This window comes from Agromyces italicus DSM 16388 (assembly GCF_000421545.1).
Taxonomy (GTDB): domain Bacteria; phylum Actinomycetota; class Actinomycetes; order Actinomycetales; family Microbacteriaceae; genus Agromyces; species Agromyces italicus.
Genome location: NZ_ATXF01000004.1, coordinates 33,631 through 56,094 on the forward strand (window position 1 = coordinate 33,631; position 22,464 = coordinate 56,094).

Here is a 22,464-nt window from a genome sequence, read left to right on the forward strand (position 1 = left end):
CTTCGGAGCGCACGGCGTCGCGCTGTGGCATCCATCACCGCGCTCGCCCTGCTCGCCGCGGTCCCGCTCGGTATCGCGGTGCTGCACGACGGGTTCCCCGTCACCGATGTCGACCTCGATGCGCGGACCGTCTGGGTGACGAACGGCGACGCCCTGCTCGCCGGGCGGCTCTCGAAGCCGATCGCCGAGTTCGACGGCGCCGTGAACACCGCGTCTCGCCGAACCGAGGTCTACCAGCACGGCGACGATGTCTTCCTCCACGATGCCGAGGCCGGCGCGATCGAGCGGATCGACCCCTCGTTCACCACGCTCGTCGAGCGCACCGAGGTGCCGCCGGGCTCGAGCGTCGCGTACGGCGGCGACTTCCTGGCCGTCGCTTCACCCGGGGGCGACGTCTGGATTCTCGACGCCGCCGCGCCGCTCGCCTTCGACTCCGCCTCCGCGCCGACGATCGTCGAGGCGGGTGCGGGGGCGCAACTCGCGGTGTCGGGCGACGGCACCGTGTTCGTGAGTTCGCCGCGCGAGGGCGCCCTCTTCCGGATCGGGGTCGGCGCCGAGACATCCGAACGCATCGAGCTGCCCGAACTCGGCGAGCACCGACTCGCCGCGGTGGGCGAACACCCGGTCGTGCTCGACCTCGAGCGAGACCGATTGATCACCGACCAGGCGACCGTCGATCTGCCCGAGGCGGCGCTCGAACTGCAGCAGACCGGCCCCGACGACGCGGCGGCGCTCGTGGCGACCGGCACAGGGCTCCTCGAGGTGCCGCTCGAAGGCGGTGCGGTCCGACGCATCGACGTCGGGATCACGGGCGAGCTGGCCGACGCCGAAGACGTCTCCGCACCGGTGCGTCTCGAGGGGTGCGCGCACGGGGCGTGGGCGGGGGCCGGCCGATACGCGGTCGCGTGCGCCGACGGCGAGGCCCGGACGGTCGAACTCGACCGCCCGACGCACAACGTCGAACTCGAGTTCCGCGTCAATCGCAGCGTGATCGCGCTCAACGACCTCACGGGCGGCAACGCCTGGCTGATCGACTCCGCACTCCGCCTCGTCGACGACTGGGAGCAGGCCACCCCGCCCGAGGACGAGGAGACCGAGGACGGCGACGAGGAGTCGGCGACCGAGTCCTTCGAGGACACGCTCGCCGAACGCACGGAGGAGAACCGGGCCCCGCTCGCCCGCGACGACGTCTTCGGCGTGCGCCCTGGCGTCTCGACGATCATCCCCGTGCTCGACAACGACTCCGATCCCGACGGAGACGTGCTCGCCGTGGCCTCGACCGGCGAGGTGCCCGAGTCGCGAGGCGTGCTCGAGGTCATCGACGGCGGGCGGGCGCTCCAGTTCACGCCCGCCGACGGCATGCAGGGCTCGGTGAGCTTCCGCTATTCGGCGAGCGACGGTCGGCCGGGCGGCGTCGCCGAAGCGCAGGTCGACCTCGCGGTCCGCCCGCTCGGGCAGAACACGGCACCGGCGTCGTCGCGGAGTGCGGCGATCGGCGTCGAGCAGGGCCAGCGCGTCTCGTACAACGTGCTGCGCGACTGGCGCGATCCCGACGGCGACGCCGTCTTCCTCGTCTCGGCGTCGCCGAAGGGCGATGACGCGGTCAGCTTCGCGCCCGACGGCGAGCTCACCTTCACGCACACCTCGGGCGAGCTCGGCGAGAAGCAGGTCGCCTTCGTCGTCTCCGACGGGGTCGACCAGTCCACCGGCACGCTCACGGTCGAGGTGAAGCCGAAGGGCGAACTGCACCCGGTCGGCACCCCCGACTTCGCGGCGACGTTCACCGGCGAGACCGTGCTCGTCGAGCCGCTCGCGAACGACCAGAGCCCCTCGGGCGAACCGCTCGCGCTCCTCGGCCTCGACGAGGTGCCCGACGGTGCCGAGGTCGTCCCGAACCTCGAGCGCGGCACCATCGGGTTCACCGCACCGACGCCCGGCAGCTACACCGTGCTCTACCAGCTCGGCGCGGGCTCGAGCGCGAGCGTCGGACTGATCCGCGTCGATGTCGCGGAGCTGCCCGCAGAGCCGCTCGCGCCGATCGCCGTGACCGACCTCGCCTACCTGCGCGCCGGCGAGCCCGTCTCGGTGCCCGTACTCGCGAACGACGTCTCGCCGAGCGGCGACGTGCTCGCGGTGCAGGCGGTCGACACGCACGGGGCCGACGGCCGGCTCGCCGTCGAAGTGCTGACGAACGCGGTCGTGCGCATCACCCCGTCGTCGGCGCTCACCGAGCAGCTTCAGCTCGAAGTGACGATCAGCGACGGGCGGGCGAGCACGACCTCGGGCCTCACCGTCGTTCCGGTGCCGCCTCTGGTCAAGCATCAGCCGCCCGTCGCCGTCGACGACGAGGTGCGCGTGCGGGCCGGCGACATCGTGACGGTGCCCGTGCTCGACAACGACTCCCACCCCGATCACGCGCCACTGACCGTCGAGCCCGAGCTCGTCGACGACGCCGCGGCGGGTGGGCTCGCCTTCGTCAGCGACGACACGGTGCGCTACCAGGCGCCCGATGAGCCCGGCGTGTACTCGGTCGACTACCGGCTCACGGATCCCTCCCGAGAGACCGCCGTCGCCACGGTACGGTTCACGGTCGTCGACGACGGGGGAACGAACGCCGCGCCGAACGCACGGCCGCTCACCACCCGCACCTTCGCCGACTCGTCCGTGAAGATCGACGTGCCGCTCGACGGCCTCGATCCCGACGGCGACTCCGTCGCGCTGCGGGGCGTCACCTCGACGCCGAAGCTCGGGCGGATCGCCGCGACCGACACCGGCAGCATCGAGTACGAGTCGTACCCGGGCATGTCGGGCACCGACAGTTTCGAGTACGAGGTCGAGGACACGCGCGGCGAACGTTCCACCGGGACCATCCGCGTCGGGGTGATCCCGCGCCCCGGCACCGACGCGCCACCGAACGCCGTCGACGACACGGTCGAGATCATGCCGGGGCGAGTCGCCTCCGTGCCGGTATGGCGCAACGACTCCGACCCGAACGGCTACCGGCTCGAGATCGACGAAGAGCTGGTCGAGGTCGACGACGGCATCGCGGCCGAGGTCGACGACGATCGCGTCGTCGTCGAGGCGCCCGACACCGAGGGCGCGTTCACGATCCGGTATCGGATCGACAACGGCCACGGCGGTGTCGACACCGCGTTCCTGCACGTGCTCGTGACCGACGACGCCCGGCCGGCGTACCCGAGCTCGGTCGATCGGTTCGTCGCCGTGGACGACGTCGTCGACGGCCGTGCGGCGGTCGTCGACGTGCTCGAGGGAGCCGAGAACCCCGGCGGCCGGATCGAGGACCTCGTCGTCTCGCTCGAGGGGAGAGGCACGGATGCCGCGGAGCTGCTGCCGGGCGGGGAGGTCCGGGTGCGCGCAGGCGAGGCGCGTCGCGCGATCGCCTATCGGCTCACGAACGAGGTCGACGGCCTCGCGACGACCTCGTTCATCATCGTCCCGCCCGCGCCCGACGGCGAACGCGAGACGCGGCCCGCACCGCCCTACCTCAACGAGCTGGCGCCGCAGCAGACGCCGCTCGACACGCCGATCGAATGGTCGGTCGCCGAGCTCGTCACCGTGCCGTCGGGCCGCCCGGCGCTCGTGCTCTCGGCCTCGGCGACGAACGGCGACGGCTCCGAGGTGAAGATCGACGGCGAGACGCTGCGGTTCACCCCGGCGAAGGGCTACCGGGGCCCGGCGTCGGTGAGTTTCGCGGTGACGGACGGCACCTCGGAGGCCGACCCCGACGGCGTCTCGGCGCTGCTCACGCTCCCCGTGACCGTCGGAGATCCCGATCTCGCCGATGTCGCCCCGAGTTTCACCGAGCAGACCGTGACGATCGAAGCCGGTGAGGAGCCGCTCACGATCGAGCTGCGCGACTCGGCGTCGCACCCCAACCCCGATCTCGTCGAGCAGCTCGCGTTCGGCGGTCTGTCGGGCGCGACGAGCGAGGTGAAGGCGGGGCTCGCCGGCTCAGAGCTCACCGTCATGGCACCGCGCGGGTGCAGCCGGGCACGACGGTGACGCTGACGTTCGAGGTGTCGCTCGGCGAGTTCGTCGTGCCGGGCGAGATCGTCGTGGTCGTGGCATCCTCGACCCGGCCCCTTGCGCGCACCGCCGACGACCCGAACGGGGCCGAACAGCGCACCTTCCGCCCCTCTCAGACGATCGAGCTCGACGTCCTCGCCAACGACTTCAATCCGTTCGCGGCCGATGGCGAGCCGTTGCGGGTCGTCGGTGCCGTGCTCGATCGCTCGGGTGCGGGGGAGTCCGCCGACATCGCGTTCACCGATGAGACGGTGAAGATTAGAACCGGGCCCGGCGCGACGGGCACGCTGAGCGCGGTCTACACGGTGCAGGATGCGACCCGCGACCGCACGCGGCAGGTGCAGGGGCGCGTCGTGCTGTCGATCGTCGACGTGCCCGATCGCCCGCGGGCACCCGGCGCGAGCGAAGGCGACGGCCGGGCGACGGTGACCGTCGACTCGACCGCATCGAACAACTCGCCGATCCTCGACTACACCATCTCGTGGCCGGGCGGGCAGTTGACGGTCCCACGCGAGGGCAGTTACACCGTGACCGGGCTCCAGAACGGCACCGACTACGCGTTCCGGGTGACCGCGCGCAATGCGGTCGGCAACTCGACCCCTTCGCCCGAGAGCGTCGCCGTCCGCCCGTACGGCGTCCCGGCCGCCCCGGCGAGCGCGAGCCTCAGTGCGACGACGAACGGCACGGGCGACATGACGCTCAGCTGGTCGCCGCCCGCGAGCGACGGCGGGCGCGGCATCGGGGAATACCGCTGGCGGCAGCTCGGCGGGGGAACCTCAGGCACGACGACGGCGACGGCGGTGAACTTCCGGATGGGCGTCGGCACGCAGGTCACCTTCGAGGTGCAGGCCTGCAACGCGCGCGGATGCGGCGGGTGGACGAGTTCGAACCCGGCGACGCCGACCGCGCCGCCGCCGTGGACGCCGACGCACTACTCGACGACGATCACGCAGCCGACCTGCCCCGAGCCGGGGTCGGCGTACCCGGACGGGCCCTGGAACAGCGACAGCGGATGCTCGTTCCAGCCGCAGGGTGCGCTGGCGCCCGGCACGGTGATCGATGCATGGTGCTACTCGCAGCAGAACGGGGAGCACTGGCTGTACTTCACCTCCGAGAGCGGCGCCTACGACGGCTGGTTCGTGTACGCCGACCACACGAACAGGCCCGGGCGCTCCATCCCGGCCTGCTGAGGGCCGACGAGCTCGATGGGGATGACTCCCCATGTGACGTCGTCGCAGGCCCGTGTTAGCGTGTACCCCGTTGTGGGGGCCGGTCGCCCCGAGAATCCGTCGTGAAATCCAGGGAGCAGTGGTGGGAACCTTCGCTTCGTGGATCCGTACGCGCAAGGCCACCGCGACGACCCTTGCGCTGACGCTCCTCGCCGGCGTGCCGCTCACGTTCGCGGTCCTGCACCAGGGTTTCCCCGTCACCGACCCCGACCTCCGGGCGCGCGACGTGTGGGTGACCAATGCGAAAGACCTGCTCGCTGGTCGGCTGAACCGCCCGATCGGCGAACTCGACGCCGCGGTCAGCACGGCCACCAATGAGTTCGACGTGCTCCAGAACGGCGACGACGCGTTCCTCTACGACCGCAGCATCGGTTCGATCGAGCGCATCGACCCCTCGTTCACGACCCTGACCGAGCGCATCGACGTGCCGCCCGGGTCGACCGTCGCGTACGGGGGCGAGGTGCTCGCGGTGCTCTCGCCGAAGGGCGAGTTGTGGACGGTGCTCGCCGGCTCCGCCCTGTCGTTCGACGCCGCAGGCACCGACCCGCTCCTGAAGCTCGGCGAGGGGGCGCAGGTCGCCGTTTCGGGCGAGGGCACCGTCTTCGCGACGAAGCCCGGCAAGGGTGCGCTGTACACGATCGCGCTCGATCACGAGCCGGTGAAGCGCGAGGTTCCGAAGCTCGCGGGCCACCAGCTCACGGCGGTCGGCGAACGCGCCGTCATCCTCGACGAGAAGAAGAACCGGGTGATCGTCGACGGCAAGGCCGTCGAACTGCCCGCCCCCGGGCTCCGGCTCCAGCAGTCGGGCGCCGAGCACGACACCGTGCTCGTCGCGGGCGCCGACGCGCTCTTCGACGTCCCCCTCGGCGGCGGGGCGGTCACCTCGACTCCCAACGGCGGAGACACTCCGGCCGCGAAGGCGAGCGAGGTCGCCGCGCCCGTCTGGCTCGAGGGCTGCGCCCACGGTGCCTGGTCGGCCTCGGCGCGCTACCTCGCGGCGTGCGACGGGGCAGAGCCGCGGTCGCAGGCGATCGAGCAGCGCACCGCAGGGGCCCGGCTCGAATTCCGCGTCAATCGCGACGTGATCGTGCTCAACAACCTCTCCAACGGCAACGCCTGGCTGGTCGACTCCGACCTCCGACTCGTCGACAACTGGGAGGAGGTGACGCCGCCCGAGGAGTCGGAAGACGAGGAGGGCGACGAGAAGAGCTCACAGCAGAACTTCGAAGACACCCTCGCCGAGCGCGGGCCGATCAACCGGCCGCCGCTCGCCCGTGACGACGAGTACGGGGTGCGCCCCGAGCGCACGACCATCCTCGAGGTCCTCGAGAACGACACCGATCCCGACGGCGACGTGCTCACGGTCGCCGAGCTGCCTGCCGCGAGCGGAGCCGCGGGGCGGCTCGAGCTCATCGACGGCGGCCGGGCGCTGCAGTTCACGCCCGAGAAGGGGGCGGCCGGCACCGCGTCGTTCCGCTACACCGTCGACGACGGGCGCGGCGGCAAGGCCGAGGCATCCGTCAACGTGCGCGTCAGGCCGCCGAGCGAGAACGAAGCGCCGATCTCGATGCGCAACGGCGCGACGAGCGTCGAGCAGAGCCGCCAGATCTCGTACAACGTGCTGGCCGACTGGAACGATCCCGACGGCGACGACGTCTACCTCGTGAACGCCTCGCCGACGAGCGGCGACTCGGTGCGCTTCAGCCCCGACGGGCTCGTGACCTTCGCGCACCAGTCGGGCGAACTCGGCGCGAAAGAGGTGCAGTACATCGTCTCCGACGGGCAGACCGAGGCCGCTGGCACCCTCACCGTCGAGGTGAAGCCGACGGGCACCCTGAACCCGGTCGGCACGCCCGACTTCGCCCAGGTGTTCGCGGGCGAATCGGTCTCGATCGAACCGCTCGCGAACGACCTGACGCCCTCGGGCGCGCCGCTCACGCTCGTCGGTCTCGACGAGGTGCCCGAGGGGCCGTCGATCACGCCGAACCTCGAGCGCGGCACGGTCACCTTCTCGGCGAACGAGCCCGGCGAGTACGTCTTCCTCTACAACCTCGCGGCCGACACGGCCGTGAGCGTCGGGCTCATCCGCGTGCAGGTGAACGAGGCGCCCGGCGAGGCGCCGCCCCCGATCGCCGTGAAGGACACCGCCTACCTCAGGCCAGGCGAGCCGACGACGGTGCCGCTGCTCGCGAACGACGTGTCACCGTCGGGCCGCGTGCTGGCCGTGCAGTCGGTCGACGATTCCGCCACCGACGACCTCGTCTCGGTCGAGATCCTCACCAACACGGTCGCGCGGGTCACCGCTTCAGAGGCGATCGACCGCCAGCTCCAGTTCACCTACACGATCTCCGACGGGGTGAACACCGCGACCGCATCGGTGGCGGTGGTTCCGGTGCCGCCGCTCGTGAAGCATCAGCCTCCCGTCGCAGCCGACGACAGCGTCAACGTGCGAGCCGGCGACATCGTGACGGTGCCGGTGCTCGACAACGACTACCACCCCGACGCCGCCGCCATCCACGTGCTGCCCGAGCTCGCGAACACGAACGCCGAGGGCGGGCTCGCCTTCGTGAGCGAAGACGCGGTCCGATTCCAGGCGCCGAAGGCTCCGGGCACCTACAGCACGGTGTACACCGTGGGCGACGATTTCGAACAGACCGCACGCGCGACGGTGCGATTCACCGTGATCGGCCCCGACCCCGAGAACAACCGCGCGCCGCTGCCGACCCCGCTCACCTCGCGCACCTTCGAAGGGTCGGCCGTGAAGATCGATGTGCCGCTCGACGGCATCGACCCCGACGGCGACTCGGTCGTGCTCACCGGCATCTCGACGCCCCCGGCCCTCGGCCGCATCATCGAGCGCACGAGCACCTCGATCACCTACGAGGCGCTCACCGGCTCGGCCGGCACCGACACCTTCAAATACGAGGTGCAGGACACGGGCGGAGCGAAGGCCACCGGGGTCGTGCGCATCGGCGTGATCCCGCGGCCCGCCGTGCAGCTGCCGCCGAAGGCGGTCGACGACACCATCGAGATGAAGCCGGGCCGCACCGTCGGCGTCGAGGTGCTGCTGAACGACTCCGACCCCTCTGGCTACCAGCTGCACGTCGCCGGGCTGCCCGACGTCGACGACGGCATCGAGGCCGAGGTCCGCGACCGTCGGCGGGTCGTCGTCACGGCGCCCGAGACCGAGGGCGCCTACACGCTGCGCTACGAGATCTCGAACGGTCACGGCGGCGCCGATGCCGCCTTCCTTCAGATCGCCGTCTCGAAGGACGCGAAGATCCTGCCGCCGACCGCCGAAGACCAGGTCATCGAACCCGAAGAGGTCGTCGACGGCGACCGGGTGAACGTGCGGCCACTGAACGACGCGACGAACCCCGGCGGCCTCGTCGAAGACCTGTCGGTCACGGTCGAGGGGCCGAACGCCGATCGTGCCGAAGTGCTGAACGACGGCAGCATCGATGTGAAGCCCGGTCGCGAGCGGTTCGCCGTCGCGTTCCGCCTCGAGAACGAGCTCGACGAACTCGACGCCAAGGCCTTCGTGATCGTGCCGCCGATCCCGGGCGGCGAGGAGCCGGTCGAGGAGACGCAGCGACCCAAGACCCCCGAAGAGCTCGCGGCCGAAGAGAAGGCCAAGTTCCCGGCGCCGCACCTCGCCGAGCTCGGCGAGATCGTCGTGCCGATGAACGGCAGCATCACGTGGAACGTGAACGACATCGTGGTGGTGCCCTCCGGCAAGCCGCCGCTCATCCTCACCGCGTCGGCGACCAACGCCGGGGAGTCGCCGTTCGTCGACGGCCAGACCCTGCAGTACGTGCCCGAGCAGGACTACCGGGGCTCGGCCGCCGTGACCTTCGAGGTGACCGACGGCACGAGCGCCGACGACCCGATCGGACGAAAAGCGGTCCTCACCATTCCGATCACCGTCGGCGACCCGAACTTCAACGACACCCCGCCGACGTTCACGCCGCGCAACGAGACGATCCAGGCGGGCGAGGAGCCGTGGCAGGTCGACCTGCGCTCCTCGACGTTCCAGCCGAACCCCGACAACATCGAACGGGTCGAGTACACGAATCTCGGCGGCACGACCGACGACATCCAGGCCTCGATCGACGGCGGCACCCTCACGATGTCGGCCGAGCTCGGCGTGCAGCCCGGCACCTCGACGAGGCTCACCTTCGACCTCCGGTTCGAGTCGTTCACCGTGCCCGGCTACGTCGACGTGAAGGTCGTCTCGTCGACTCGTGCCGAGCCGACCGCGAACGACGACGGACCGATCGACATGACGCGCAGCGACTCGCAGCCGGTCGACGTGCTCGCGAACGACTTCAACCCGTTCAACGCCGAGGGCGAGAAGCTGCGGGTCGTCGCCGCAGAGATCGACTCGCTGAACGTCGGCTCGAACGCCACGGTGAGCCACACCGAGACGGGCATCACCGTGCGCACCGGCCCCGCGTTCACGGGTGAGCTCAGCGTCATCTATCGCATCGGGGACGCCACGATGGACCCGGCTCGCGAGGTGCAGGGGCGCGTGAAAGTGATCGTGCGCGACGAGCCCGATGCGCCGACGCTGACCCGGCTCGTCGAGGGCGACGGCTACGTCGATCTGACCTGGCGCGGGAATGCGACGAACAACTCGCCGATCGAGGAGTACATCGTCTCCTACGCGGGCAAACAGGCGAGGTTCGGGGCGAACGCCGACGGCAGCCCGCAGCGGATCCCGAATCTCGCGAACGGAACGTCCTACAGCTTCACCGTGCGGGCGATCAACGAAATCGGCCCGTCCGAGGCATCGAACTCGATGAGCGGTGTGCCGTACGGTGCGCCGAGCGTGCCGCGGAGCGTCAGCCTGACCGCCTCGCAGAACGGCAACGGCAACCTGTCGATGAGCTGGGCCGCGCCGTCCGACAACGGCGGTCGTGCGGTGACCCGCTATGACTGGGCCTACCGCGAGGGCGGCAGCGCGACCGGGCAGACGGGGGCGACGTCGGCGAGCGCGAACGGTTCGAACGGCACCACCTATCGCTACGACGTTCGCGCGTGCAACGCGCGCGGCTGCTCGCCGTGGGCGACGTCGAACCGCGCCACGCCGACGAAGCCGCCGCCGCCCGAGCCGTCGGGCACGATCGGCAAGGGTGCGAGCATGGCGTGCGACAGCGGCGGCGGCGGCTGCGCGCGGGTGCGCATCAGCTGGAACAACCTGAACCCCGGCAACTACCGCGTGTACGCGATGGCGGGCGGCTCCGGCGTCGGGTCGTACCGGGGCGTCTACAACGGGCTGGGTTCGAGCGGCCGGCTGGAACTGCAGAACCACCTCGGCCAGCGCAACGACACGATCGCCGTCAGGTTCGAGAACATCAGCGGCGGCACCTCGGTGACACTCGGTTCGATCAGCGGAGCCCAGTGGAACAACCTCGGTTACAACACCTGGTGACCCGCCCGACCCGACTTCCCAGCAGCGAGAGAGAGACGAACGCATGTCAGTAACCCAAGAACAGGCCCTGTGGTTCCAGGACGCCTTCTCGAAGCTCGTCGACAACGTCGACCGTGCGATCCTCGGCAAGCGCGAGGTCATCGAACTCGTGGTGACGGCGCTGCTCTCCGACGGGCACGTGCTCCTCGAAGACTTCCCGGGCACCGGCAAGACGGTGCTCGCGAAGGCGCTCGCGAACACCCTCGACGGCTCGAACTCGCGCATCCAGTTCACGCCCGACCTGCTGCCCTCCGATGTCACCGGCGTGACGATCTACGACCAGGGCAAGGCCCAGTTCGAGTTCCACCGCGGCCCGATCTTCGCCTCGATCGTGCTCGCCGACGAGATCAACCGCGCGAGCCCGAAGACGCAGTCCTCGCTCCTCGAGGTCATGGAGGAGGGCAAGGTCACCGTCGACGGCGTGAGCTACGACGTCGGCAGCCCGTTCATGGTCATCGCGACGCAGAACCCGGTCGAGCAGGCCGGCACCTACTCCCTGCCCGAGGCGCAGCTCGACCGCTTCCTGATCAAGACCTCGCTCGGCTACCCCGACCACGACACGGCCGTCACGCTGCTGCTCGATTCGGCCAACCGCGCCCGCGCCTCGAAGGTGTCGCCGATCATCGCGCCGAGCTCGATCACGACGATGTCGCAGCTCGCGAGCGAGGTCTACGTCGACGCGGCGGTGCTCTCGTACCTGAACGAACTCGTCTCGGCGACGCGGAGCGACAAGGACGCGGCGCTCGGCGTCAGCATGCGCGGCGCGCTCGCGCTCGCACGTGCGGTGAAGACGCGTGCGATCTCGAACGGCCGCACCTACGCCACCCCCGACGACGTGCGCGACCTCGCGGTGCCGGTGCTCGCCCACCGCATCATCGTCGACCCCGAGTCGGAGTTCGCGGGCGTCACCGCCGAGGCGATCGTCAACCGGGTGCTCGTCGAGGTCGCACCTCCGGCGTACCGGGCGGCATGACCGCCGAGTCCGGCGCGCCGAAGCCCCCGTCGCAGGCGCGCATCGCAGTCCGCGCCGTCGCACGTTCGCTCGGGGCATCCCTGCGCTCGCTTGGTGCGACCCTCGCGCGCGCCGGGCGCGCCGTCGCCGACTTCTGCGCGCCCGTGACGGGCGTGATCTCGACGACCGGATGGCTCGTGCTCGGCGCCGCGGTCGTCGCCCTCGTGCTGGCGTGGGTGTTCGGCTGGATCGAGTTCGCGTTCCTCGGCTTCACCCTGCTCGCGGCGATGCTCGTGTCGGTCGCGTTCATCTTCGGCCGCATGCACTTCACGGTCGGCATCGAGCTTCAGCCGACGCGCGTCGTGGCGGGGGAGCGGGCGCTCGGGCGCATGGTCGTCCGCAACGCGGGTGGTTCGCCGTCGGCGCCGGCCCGCATCGAGCTGCCGGTCGGCGCCGGACTCGCCGAGTTCGTCGTGCCGCACCTCGCCCCCGACGCCGAGCACGAGGAGCTCTTCGCGGTGCCGACGAACCGGCGCGCCGTGATCATCGCGGGTCCGGCCGTCTCGGTGCGCGGCGACCAGCTCGGCATCCTCCGCCGCACCGTGCGCTGGACCGACCCGGTCGAGCTCTTCGTCCACCCGTTGACCGCGCGGCTCCGCCCCTCGGCCGCGGGTCTCGTGCGCGACCTCGAGGGCGAGGTCACGAAGGTCATCACGAACAACGACATCGCGTTCCACGCGCTGCGCGCCTACGAGCCGGGCGACCCGCTGCGCAACGTTCACTGGCGCACCTCGGCCCGCACCGGTCAGCTCATGGTGCGCCAGTACGAAGAAACGCGGCGCTCGCAGCTGACGCTCGTGCAGACGACCGAGCGCGCGCACTACGCCTCAGACGACGAGTTCGAGCTCGGCGTGTCGGTGCTCGCCTCGATCGGCGTGCAGGTCGTGCGCGACGCGACCAGGCTCTCGGTCGTCACCGAGGGCGTGGCGCTCCGCACGGCGACGCCGACCGTCCTCCTCGACGACTCGTCCCGGATCGAGCCGGCCGACGGCGCGTACCCGTCGATGCGCGACTTCGTTCGTGACGCGACGAAGCGGTTGCCCACTCCGAGCGTCGTCATCGCGATCGGCGGCTCCCAGCTGCCCATCGCCGAGTTCCGCTCGGTCGAGACCGTCTTCGGCAACGACACCGAGACGATCGCGATCCGCGTCGAGCTCGGCACCACGAGTTCGCTCGCCAAGGTCGCCGGCACGACGGTGGCGACCGTCGGCGCGCTCGGCGATCTGCCGCGCCTGATGAGGAGGGTGCGCCCGTGAAGCGACTTCCCCGCAACGTGACGAGCGACCTCCTCGTCCTCAGCCTGCTGTCGCTGCTCGGCATCCTCGGCTACGAGACCTCCTTCGGCGACCTCAACTTCCTCGTCGCGGCCCTCGCCGGTCTCGTCGTCGGCACCCTCGTCGCCGTCGCCGGAGCGCTCTGGCGGCTCGGTGTGCTCACGACGGTGCTCCTCGCGCTCGCCGCCTACTTCCTGCTCGGCACCCCGTTCACGATGCCCGAGACCGCGATCTTCGGCGTGCTGCCGTCGCTGAGCTCGCTCGCCGGGCTCGCGTACGGCGCCGTCTTCGGCTGGGCCGACATCGTCACGATCGGTACGCCGGTCGAAGCGCCATACTACATCGCCGCGCTACCGTACTTCGCCGCCTGGCTGGTCTCGCTCGTCGGCACGCTGCTCGTGACCCGTTGGCTGCCGAAGCGCCGCACCGCGCTCCGCGCGAGCGTGCTCGTCATCGGCCCCGCGCTGCTCTACCTGTCTGGCATCCTGCTCGGCACCGACGAGGCCTATTTCGCCGGGGTTCGCGGCGTCGCGTTCGCCGTGATCGCGCTCGTCTGGATCGCCTGGCACCGGGGCACGACCGTCGAAGCCTCAGGAGAGGGCGCGAAGCGCCTGCGCAGGCAGAAGATCACCGGCACGTCGGCGGTCGTGGCCGGTGCGGTCGCGGTCGGCGCGCTCGCGGGCGTCGCCTTCGCCCCGGTGAGCCCCGACCGCTTCGTGCTCCGCGAGGAGATCGTGCCGCCGTTCGATCCCCTCGAGTTCCCGAGTCCGCTCTCGGGCTTCCGCAAGTACACCAAGGACCTGGCAGAGGAGACGCTCTTCACGGTGCGCGGGCTCGAGCCCGGCGACACGCTGCGGCTGGCCACCATGGACTCCTACACCGGACGGCTCTGGAACGTCGCCGGCCCCGAGGACGTCGGTGCCGACGGCGGCGGCTACGGCATCGTCGGCGAGACCCTTCCCGAACCCGGTCTCGCCGATCTCGGATCGAAGCGCGCCCTCGAGGTCGAAGTGGGGGCGTACTCCGACGTGTGGTTGCCGACGGTCGGCTACGGCTCGTCGCTGCGCCTCCTCGACGAACAGAGCTCGGCACGCGCCGGCGACCTCCGCTACAACCCCGAAGCGGGCACCGCGGTGCTCACGAGCGGCCTCGACGAGGGTGCGCGCTACGAGCTCTCGGCGAACGTGCAGCGCGAGCCCGACACCGAAGCCCTCCTCGACGTGCCGGTCGCGAACCTCACGCTCCCGATCGTCGAGAACTCGCCCGACGTCGCCGAGGCGAAGGCGAGCGAGTTCGCGGGTGACGCGGTCAGCCCGATCGAGCAGCTCCGCGCGATCGAGACGGCGTTGAAGACCGGGGGTTTCCTGAGCCACGGCCTCGCCTCCGACGCGGTGCCGTCGCGTGCCGGGCACGGCGCCGACCGCATCACCGAGCTCTTCACGCGTTCGCAGATGGTCGGCGACGCCGAGCAGTACGCTGCGGCCATGGCGCTCATGGCCCGCGATCTCGGTTACCCCGCGCGCGTCGTGATGGGCTTCGCGCCCGAGATCGGCGAGGGCCAGGAGGAGGTCGAGGTCGTCGGCGACGACGTCACCGCCTGGGTCGAGGTCGCATTCGATGGCATCGGCTGGGTGAGCTTCCGGCCGACACCCGACCAGGTCGACGTGCCGAAGGAGGAGACGCCGAAGCCGAAGTCCGAGCCGCAGCCGCAGGTGCGCCAGCCCCCGCGCGCCGAGCACACCGACGACGAACTGCTCGCGACCGTCGAGATCGACGAGACCGACGACGACGACAAGGACCGCCCGTTCCAGGTGCCGGGCTGGGTGTGGGTCACCCTCGCCTCGATCGGCATCCCCGCCGCGATCGTCTTCCTCCCCATGCTGGCCGTGATGCTCGTGAAGGCCGCGCGACGTCGCAGGCGGCGCACCGGCCCGAACGACCGGCAGGCCGCAGCGGCCTGGGAGGAGCTGGTCGACCGCTACGCCGAGCTCGGCTTCGAGCCGCCCGCACAGACCACCCGCATCCGGTCGGCGCGCGCCCTCGAGCGCCAGCTCGGCGAGCAGGGGCTCACCGAGGCGATGCGAAGAAGCGGTGCGGATGGCACTGGGCCCGAGCCGATCGCGCTCACCGCACTGGCGGCGACGATCGACCGCGACGTGTTCGACGGCGAGACCGTGCCCGACGAGATCGTCGTCCACCGCTGGACGGAGGCGGAGGCGGCCACCGCCGCGGTCACGGCCGCGGTCGGTCGAGTTCGCCGCTTCATCAGCCGCTACCGGATCCGCTCCCGTCGGTAGGCTGTGAACGTGGCAGAACCGGACTTCATCGTCCCGCCGCCGGGCCTCGTGCCCTCGGCGCCCGAGACGGCCGCGCCCGATCGCACGGTGCGCGCCGCGCCGACGAGGGCGCTGCCGCCCCGTGCGCTGCCGAGCTTCGTCCCCGGGCGTGCGGCCCCCGCCGCACCGCGTCCGCCCTCTCCGCGTGGCGCAGCCCCGGCGGCACCGCCGAGGTCCGAGTCGGCGGCATGGCGGCTCGTCGCGGCATCCGGGGCCGAAATCGTGATCGACGGGGTGCTCGTGCTCGGGCGCGACCCGCTCGCCACGGCGGGCTCGAAGGCCAGGGCGGTCGCGATCGACGACCCGACCCGCACGGTGTCGAAGACGCATGCCGTCATCGAGCCGGCTGAGGAGGGCGTGCGCGTCACCGATCTGCGTTCGACGAACGGCAGCCGTGTCGAGGCGCCCGGCGAACCGCTGCGCGAGCTCGTGGCGGAGCAGCCGAGCCATGTGCCGGTGGGTGCGGCGCTCTACCTGGGCGAGTTCGGCCTGCGGGTGGATCGGGTCGTCCGCTCGACGGTGTAGCCTGATTCCATGCGCGCGCCACGACTTCTCCTTCGTCGCCGCGGCGGGGCTTCGTTCTGAGGCCGTCCCCGTCGCGGAGTCCGTCGTCGGCCGATTTCTCCGGATCGAAGTCGATCCTCCTGCACCGAAGAGAGACGAACGCATGAGCACTGCGCAGACGAGCGCCGACCGCCCCCGCACCCTGGCCGAGAAGGTCTGGAGCGACCACCTCGTGAAACAGGGCGAAGACGGCACCCCCGACTTGATCTACATCGACCTGCACCTCGTGCACGAGGTCACGAGCCCGCAGGCTTTCGACGGCCTGCGCATGGCGGGGCGCCCGGTTCGTCGCCCCGATCTCACGATCGCCACCGAAGACCACAACACGCCGACGCTCGAGATCGACAAGCCGATCGCCGACCTCACGAGCCGAACCCAGATCGAGACCCTGCGCAAGAACGCGGCCGAGTTCGGCATCCGCCTGCACTCGCTCGGCGACAAGGAGCAGGGCATCGTGCACGTCGTGGGGCCGCAGCTCGGCCTCACCCAGCCCGGCATCACCGTCGTCTGCGGCGACTCGCACACCTCGACCCACGGCGCGTTCGGCGCGATGGCGTTCGGCATCGGCACGAGCGAGGTCGAGCACGTGCTGGCCACCCAGACCCTGCCGCTGAAGCCGTTCAAGACGATGGCGATCAACGTCGAGGGCACGCTGCGCCCCGGGGTGACCGCGAAAGACATCATCCTCGCGGTGATCGCGAAGATCGGCACGGGCGGCGGTCAGGGCTACGTGCTCGAGTACCGCGGCTCTGCGATCCGCGCGCTGTCGATGGACGGCCGGATGACGATCTGCAACATGTCGATCGAGGCGGGTGCCCGGGCGGGCATGGTCGCACCCGATGAGACGACGTACGCGTACCTGAAGGGTCGGGCGCACGCGCCCGAGGGCGACGAATGGGATGCCGCGGTCGCGTACTGGAACACGCTGGCGAGTGACGAGGGCGCGAGCTTCGACGCGGAGGTGTCGATCGACGCCGACGCGCTCGAGCCGTTCGTGACCTGGGGCACGAACCCCGGCCAGGGCGTCTCCCTGTCCGAGTCGGTTCCCGACCCGGCGACGATCGACGACCAGCACGAGCGCGCCGCGGCCGAGCGGGCGCTCGAGTACATGGACCTCGCCGCAGGCACCCCCCTCAAGGACATCAGGGTCGACGCGGTCTTCATGGGGTCGTGCACGAACAGCCGCATCGAAGACCTGCGCGCGTTCGCCTCGATCATCAAGGGCAAGCAGAAGGCCGAGGGCGTGCGCGTCATGGTCGTGCCGGGCTCTGCACGGGTACGGCTCGAGGCCGAGGCGGAGGGCCTCGACAAGGTCATCACCGACTTCGGCGCCGAATGGCGTTTCGCCGGCTGCTCGATGTGCCTCGGCATGAACCCGGACCAGCTCGCCCCGGGCGAGCGCTGCGCGTCGACCTCGAACCGCAACTTCGAGGGCCGGCAGGGCAAGGGCGGCCGCACGCACCTCGTCTCGCCGCTCGTGGCGGCCGCGACGGCCATCCGAGGGACGCTCTCGAGCCCCTGGGATCTGGGTCTCGGTACGGGCCCGGAGGCCCACTCGACCACCGACGATCCCGGCCTGACGGCCACCGACCGCACCGAAGGAGAGGCGCGCTGATGCAGAAGATCACGACCGTCACCGGCGTCGCCGTGCCGCTCCGCCGTTCGAACGTCGACACCGACCAGATCATCCCGGCCGTGTTCCTCAAGCGGGTCACGAAGACCGGCTTCGACGACGCGTTGTTCCACGGGTGGCGCCAGGACCCGGAGTTCGTGCTGAACCGCCCCGAGTTCCAGGGCGCGAAGGTCCTCATCGCGGGCCCCGACTTCGGCACCGGGTCGAGTCGCGAGCACGCCGTCTGGGCGCTGCGCGACTACGGGTTCGACGTCGTCGTGAGCTCGCGGTTCGGTGACATCTTCCGCGGCAACGCCGGCAAGCAGGGGCTCGTCGCCGCGCAGGTCGCCTATGAAGACATCGAGCGCCTCTGGGCGGTCGTCGAGGCCGACCCGGGAATAGACGTGACCGTCGACCTCGTTGCACGGACGGTGAGCGCGGGTGCGCTCACGGTCGCCTTCGACATCGACGACTACACTCGGTGGAGGCTTCTGGAGGGGTTGGACGACATCGCCCTCACCCTCCGGGACGAACGAGCCATCGCCGAATTCGAGACACATCGGGCGGCGTGGCGGCCCAAGACGCTCCCCATCCGGGAGCCGGCGGAATCAGGGAGTCTGTGAACACACTCGGGCAGGATGCCAAGAACCACGGGACGGCAGTCGGGTTGAACGTCGACAGGATCACGATCAACGGCGGGAAGCCGCTCCGCGGCCGGATCGAACTGAAGGGGGCCAAGAACCTCGTCACCAAGGCGATGGTCGCGGCGCTCCTCGGCGACACTCCGAGCGTCCTGAAAGACGTGCCGAACATCAGCGATGTCCGGATCGTGCGGGGTCTTCTCGAGGTGCACGGCGTCACGGTGACGCAGGGCGAGGAGGGCGAGCTCATCCTCGACCCCTCGGCCGTGGAGTCGGCGCACATGGCCGACATCGACGCGCACGCGGGCTCCAGCCGCATCCCGATCCTGTTCTGCGGGCCGCTGCTGCACCGGCTCGGCGAGGCGTTCATCCCCGATCTCGGCGGGTGCCGCATCGGCGACCGGCCGATCGACTACCACCTCGAGGTGCTGCGCAACTTCGGCGCCATCGTCGAGAAGCTGCCGAGCGGCATCCGGATGTCGGCGCCCGGGGGACTGCACGGCGCGAAGGTCGCACTGCCCTACCCGAGCGTGGGCGCGACCGAGCAGGTGCTGCTCACCGCGGTGCTCGCCGACGGCATCACCGAGCTGTCGGGCGCGGCGATCGAGCCCGAGATCATGGATCTCATCAACATCCTGCAGAAGATGGGCGCCATCATCACGGTCGACACCGACCGGGTGATCCGCATCGAGGGCGTCGAGAAGCTCGACGGCTACACGCACCGCGCCCTCTTCGACCGCAACGAGGCCGCCAGCTGGGCGGCCGCGGCGCTCGCGACCGATGGCGACATCTTCGTCGGCGGTGCCCGGCAGGCCGAGATGCTCACCTTCCTCAACGTCTTCCGCAAGGTCGGCGGCGCGTTCGAGATCGCCGAGGACGGCATCCGCTTCTACCACCCCGGCGGTGAACTGAAGCCGGTCATCATCGAGACCGATGTGCACCCCGGGTTCATGACCGACTGGCAGCAGCCGCTCGTCGTCGCGCTGACGAAGGCGAAGGGCGTCTCGATCGTGCACGAGACGGTGTACGAGCAGCGCTTCGGCTTCGTCGACGCGCTCGTCGAGATGGGGGCGTCGATCGAGGTGCACAAGGAGTGCCTCGGCGGGCGGCCCTGCCGCTTCGGCCAGCGCAACTTCCAGCACTCCGCCGTGATCTCTGGTCCGACGAAGCTCACGGGCGCCGACGTCGAGGTGCCCGACCTCCGCGGCGGGTTCAGCCACCTGATCGCCGCGCTCACCGCGGAGGGGCGATCGACCGTCTCGAACGTCGGAATCATCGCGCGCGGGTACGAGGACTTCATCACGAAGCTCGAGCTCCTCGGGGCGGATTTCGAACTCGAAGGATAATAGGGGAGTGCAACACGACGACTCGTCTCCGACGGCGACGGCGAAGCCGCGCTCGGAGACCCGCCGCCCTTCGTTCTTCTGGGTGCTCGCCGGCATCGTCCTGCCGGTGCTCAACCTGGCGGTTCGATTCCGGTTCCACCACCGCGAGCGCATGCCCGCCGCGGGCGCCTTCGTGCTCGCGCCGAACCACTACAGCGAGATCGACCCGGTCGTGATGGGCGCCGCGAGCTGGAAGCTCGGGCGCGCTCCGCGATTCCTCGCGAAGGCCTCCCTGTTCAAGAACCCCGTGCTCGGCTGGTTCCTCCGAACCTCCGGTCAGATCCCGGTCGAGCGCGCCGGCAGCAGCGGCCATGCGGCGCTCCGCGCGGCCGAAGAGCTCGTCGAGAAGGGGCGTATGGTCGTGGTCTACCCCGAGGGCTCGCTCACCCGCGATCCTGAGCTGTGGCCCATGCGCGGCAAGACGGGGGCCGTGCGCATCGCATTGGAGCGCGACATCCCCATCGTGCCGGCCGCGCACTGGGGCACCCAGGCGCTCATGCCGCGCTACGGCAAGAAGCTCAACCTCTTCCCGCGCAAGACGATCGACGTCATCATCGGCGAACCGCTCGACCTCAGCGCGTTCCGCGGCAAACCCGTCGACCAGGCTGCGCTGGTCGCGGCGACCGCGCTGCTGATGGATGCGATCGCCGGGCTCCTCGCCGAGATCCGGCACGAGCCCGCCCCGGCCGAGCGCTGGGATCCGGTGGCCCACGGCCAGAAGGAGACGGGCCGTCTTGAAGACTAAGCAGAACCCCCGCAAGCCCGTCGGAAAACGTGTCGCCGTCCTCGGCGCGGGCAGTTGGGGCACGACTTTCGCGAAGATCCTCGCCGACGGCGGCGCCGACGTCGTGCTCTGGGCCAGACGTCCCGAGATGGCCCGCGAGATCCAGGAGGCCAAGCGCAACAGCGACTACCTCCCGGGCGTGAACCTGCCGCTCGGCCTCCGGGCGACGAGCCGGCTCGACCTCGCGCTCGCGGGCGCCGAACAGGTCTTCGTCTCGGTGCCGAGCCAGTCGCTGCGCGACAACCTCGCGCTCATCGCGCCGCACCTGCACGCCCAGGCCACGGTGATCTCGCTGATGAAGGGCGTCGAGAAGTCGACGGGCAAGCGCATGAGCGAGGTCATCGCCGAGGTGCTGAAGATCGAGGAGTCGCAGATCGCGGTCATCTCCGGACCGAACCTCGCGCTCGAGATCGCGAAAGAGCAGCCGACGGCCGCCGTCGTCTCGTCGACGAGCCTCGAGACCGCGCAGGCCGTCGCCTCGGTCGCCCGCAACCGCTATTTCCACTCCTTCGTGAACACCGACGTGATCGGCACCGAGTTCGGCGGCGTGCTGAAGAACCTCATCGCCGTCGCGATCGGCATCGTCGACGGCGCCGGCTACGGCGACAACACGAAGGCGTCGATCATCACGCGCGGCCTCGTCGAGATGAGCGACTTCGCGGTCGCGTTCGGCGCGCACCCAGAGACCCTCTCGGGCCTCGCGGGGCTCGGCGACCTCATCGCGACGAGCCAGTCGCCGCTCTCGCGCAACAACACCGCGGGGCGGCTGCTCGGCCAGGGGTACCACCTCAACGACGTGGTGAACCAGATGCAGCAGACCACGGAGGGGCTCGCCTCGGTCGGGCCGGTCCTCGAACTCGCGCGGGCGAAGGGCGTCGACATGCCCATCGTCGAACAGGTGCGTCAGGTGCTCGCGGGCACGCTCGACCCGAAGGACATCGCGCCCCACCTCACGACCGACGACGAGCCCCAGGGCGAAAGGACGAACGATGGACAAGCTCAGGGTGGTTCTGCTGTTCGGCGGGCGTTCAAGCGAGCATTCGATCAGCTGCGCCACGGCGGGCGGAGTGCTGGGAGCGATCGACCGTGACCGCTTCGAGGTGATCCCGGTCGGGATCACCCGCGAGGGCGCGTACATCCTCGAATCCGACGAACCCTCGCGCTTCGCGCTCGACCCCGCGCACCTGCCCGAGGTCGTCGACAACGGCACGCGGGTGCTTTGGCCCGAGTCGACGGCGTCGCGCGAACTGACCGTGACGACGGCGCGGCCCGGCACCGAGGGCTCGGACACCCGCTCGCTCGGCGCGGTCGACGTGGTGTTCCCGATCCTGCACGGGCGCTTCGGCGAGGACGGTACGATCCAGGGCCTGCTCGAGCTCGTCGGCCTGCCGTACGTCGGAAACGGCGTGCTCGCCTCGTCGCTCGGCATGGACAAGCACTTCACGAAGACGGTGCTCGAGGGCGCCGGCATCCCGGTCGCGCCGTGGATCACCGTGACCCGTGCCGCACTCGCCGCCGACCCCGATCTCTGGCAGCGGCGCACCCGAAGCCTCGGTCTCCCCGTGTTCGTGAAGCCGGCGCGCGCCGGCTCGTCGGTCGGCGTCACCAAGGTGAGCGACTGGGCGGCGCTCGACGCGGCGCTCGACGTCGCCTTCGACGAAGACGGGAGCGTGCTCATCGAGTCGGGTGTCGTCGGTCGCGAGATCGAGTGCGCGGTGCTCGAGGGCCGTGACGGCGCGGCCCCTCGGGTGAGCGTGGCCGGCGAGGTTGTCGTGACGGGTCGCGATTTCTACGATTTCGAGGCCAAGTACCTGGATGCCCCGGGGGTCGAGCTCGTGTGCCCGGCCGACCTCGGCGACGGCGAGCTCTTCGAACTCCAGCGCATCGCGCGGCGTGCGTTCGAGGCGATCGGCGGCCAGGGCCTCGCGCGCGTCGACGTGTTCCTCACCGACGAGGGCTTCGTCGTGAACGAGCTCAACACGATGCCGGGCTTCACCCCGATCTCGATGTTCCCGACGTGCTGGCTCAACTCGGGGCTCAGCTACCCCGAGCTGATCACCGAGCTCATCGAGATCGGGCACGCGACCGGCGCGCGCTGAGGGCCGCC

Annotated in this window: 13 protein-coding genes; all 13 read left to right on the top strand. The window is 70.6% G+C overall.

The features are described 5' to 3' along the window. Positions 1-24: 24 nt before the first annotated feature. The 13 genes from H516_RS0100580 to H516_RS0100640 all read left to right on the top strand — a co-directional run bounded on the left by H516_RS0100580 (position 25) and on the right by H516_RS0100640 (position 22,456). A complete protein-coding gene (locus tag H516_RS0100580; RefSeq protein WP_022887784.1) occupies positions 25-4,023 on the top strand; it encodes an Ig-like domain-containing protein in 3,999 nt (1,332 codons plus the stop codon). Then, on the top strand, positions 4,020-5,237 hold the full coding sequence (locus tag H516_RS0100585; protein ID WP_157432106.1) for a fibronectin type III domain-containing protein: 1,218 nt from the start codon (positions 4,020-4,022) through the stop codon (positions 5,235-5,237). Before H516_RS0100580 ends, H516_RS0100585 begins: the two co-directional genes overlap by 4 nt. Before the next feature lie 121 nt (positions 5,238-5,358). Then, complete coding sequence (locus H516_RS17515) at positions 5,359-10,710, top strand: Ig-like domain-containing protein (protein WP_022887786.1); 5,352 nt, start codon at positions 5,359-5,361, stop codon at positions 10,708-10,710. 43 nt (positions 10,711-10,753) lie between these two features. Further along, on the top strand, positions 10,754-11,722 hold the full coding sequence (locus H516_RS0100595) for an AAA family ATPase (RefSeq protein WP_022887787.1): 969 nt from the start codon (positions 10,754-10,756) through the stop codon (positions 11,720-11,722). After that, positions 11,719-13,017 (top strand): DUF58 domain-containing protein, encoded by a 1,299-nt coding sequence (locus tag H516_RS0100600; RefSeq protein ID WP_022887788.1) that lies wholly within the window; start codon positions 11,719-11,721, stop codon positions 13,015-13,017. Before H516_RS0100595 ends, H516_RS0100600 begins: the two co-directional genes overlap by 4 nt. Beyond that, the gene (locus H516_RS17520; protein WP_022887789.1) at positions 13,014-15,332 is read left to right on the top strand and encodes a transglutaminase-like domain-containing protein; all 2,319 of its coding nucleotides are present in this window, start codon (positions 13,014-13,016) and stop codon (positions 15,330-15,332) included. Before H516_RS0100600 ends, H516_RS17520 begins: the two co-directional genes overlap by 4 nt. A 9-nt stretch (positions 15,333-15,341) precedes the next feature. Beyond that, complete coding sequence (locus H516_RS21050; protein ID WP_157432107.1) at positions 15,342-15,896, top strand: FHA domain-containing protein; 555 nt, start codon at positions 15,342-15,344, stop codon at positions 15,894-15,896. Between the two features lie 142 nt (positions 15,897-16,038). After that, complete coding sequence (gene leuC, locus H516_RS17530; protein ID WP_022887791.1) at positions 16,039-17,550, top strand: 3-isopropylmalate dehydratase large subunit; 1,512 nt, start codon at positions 16,039-16,041, stop codon at positions 17,548-17,550. Beyond that, positions 17,550-18,170: a 3-isopropylmalate dehydratase small subunit gene (leuD, locus tag H516_RS0100620; protein ID WP_022887792.1), complete on the top strand. Its 621-nt coding sequence runs from the start codon at positions 17,550-17,552 to the stop codon at positions 18,168-18,170. Before leuC ends, leuD begins: the two co-directional genes overlap by 1 nt. Continuing rightward, on the top strand, positions 18,167-19,534 hold the full coding sequence (gene murA, locus H516_RS0100625) for a UDP-N-acetylglucosamine 1-carboxyvinyltransferase (protein ID WP_022887793.1): 1,368 nt from the start codon (positions 18,167-18,169) through the stop codon (positions 19,532-19,534). The genes leuD and murA overlap by 4 nt, the downstream gene beginning before the upstream one ends. 7 nt (positions 19,535-19,541) lie before the next feature. After that, positions 19,542-20,318, top strand: a complete 777-nt coding sequence (locus tag H516_RS0100630) for a lysophospholipid acyltransferase family protein (protein WP_022887794.1) — start codon at positions 19,542-19,544, stop codon at positions 20,316-20,318. Further along, positions 20,308-21,447: an NAD(P)H-dependent glycerol-3-phosphate dehydrogenase gene (locus tag H516_RS0100635; RefSeq protein WP_022887795.1), complete on the top strand. Its 1,140-nt coding sequence runs from the start codon at positions 20,308-20,310 to the stop codon at positions 21,445-21,447. Before H516_RS0100630 ends, H516_RS0100635 begins: the two co-directional genes overlap by 11 nt. After that, the gene (locus H516_RS0100640) at positions 21,347-22,456 is read left to right on the top strand and encodes a D-alanine--D-alanine ligase family protein (protein WP_022887796.1); all 1,110 of its coding nucleotides are present in this window, start codon (positions 21,347-21,349) and stop codon (positions 22,454-22,456) included. Before H516_RS0100635 ends, H516_RS0100640 begins: the two co-directional genes overlap by 101 nt. Positions 22,457-22,464 lie beyond the last annotated feature (8 nt).

Excerpts from the sequence above, each read along its gene's own strand:
- H516_RS0100600 (WP_022887788.1), top strand. The coding sequence starts at position 11,719 with ATGACCGCCGAGTCCGGCGCGCCGAAGCCCCCGTCGCAGGCGCGCATC.
- H516_RS0100595 (WP_022887787.1), top strand. The coding sequence starts at position 10,754 with ATGTCAGTAACCCAAGAACAGGCCCTGTGGTTCCAGGACGCCTTCTCG.
- H516_RS0100640 (WP_022887796.1), top strand. The coding sequence starts at position 21,347 with ATGGACAAGCTCAGGGTGGTTCTGCTGTTCGGCGGGCGTTCAAGCGAG.
- leuC (WP_022887791.1), top strand. The coding sequence starts at position 16,039 with ATGAGCACTGCGCAGACGAGCGCCGACCGCCCCCGCACCCTGGCCGAG.
- leuD (WP_022887792.1), top strand. The coding sequence starts at position 17,550 with ATGCAGAAGATCACGACCGTCACCGGCGTCGCCGTGCCGCTCCGCCGT.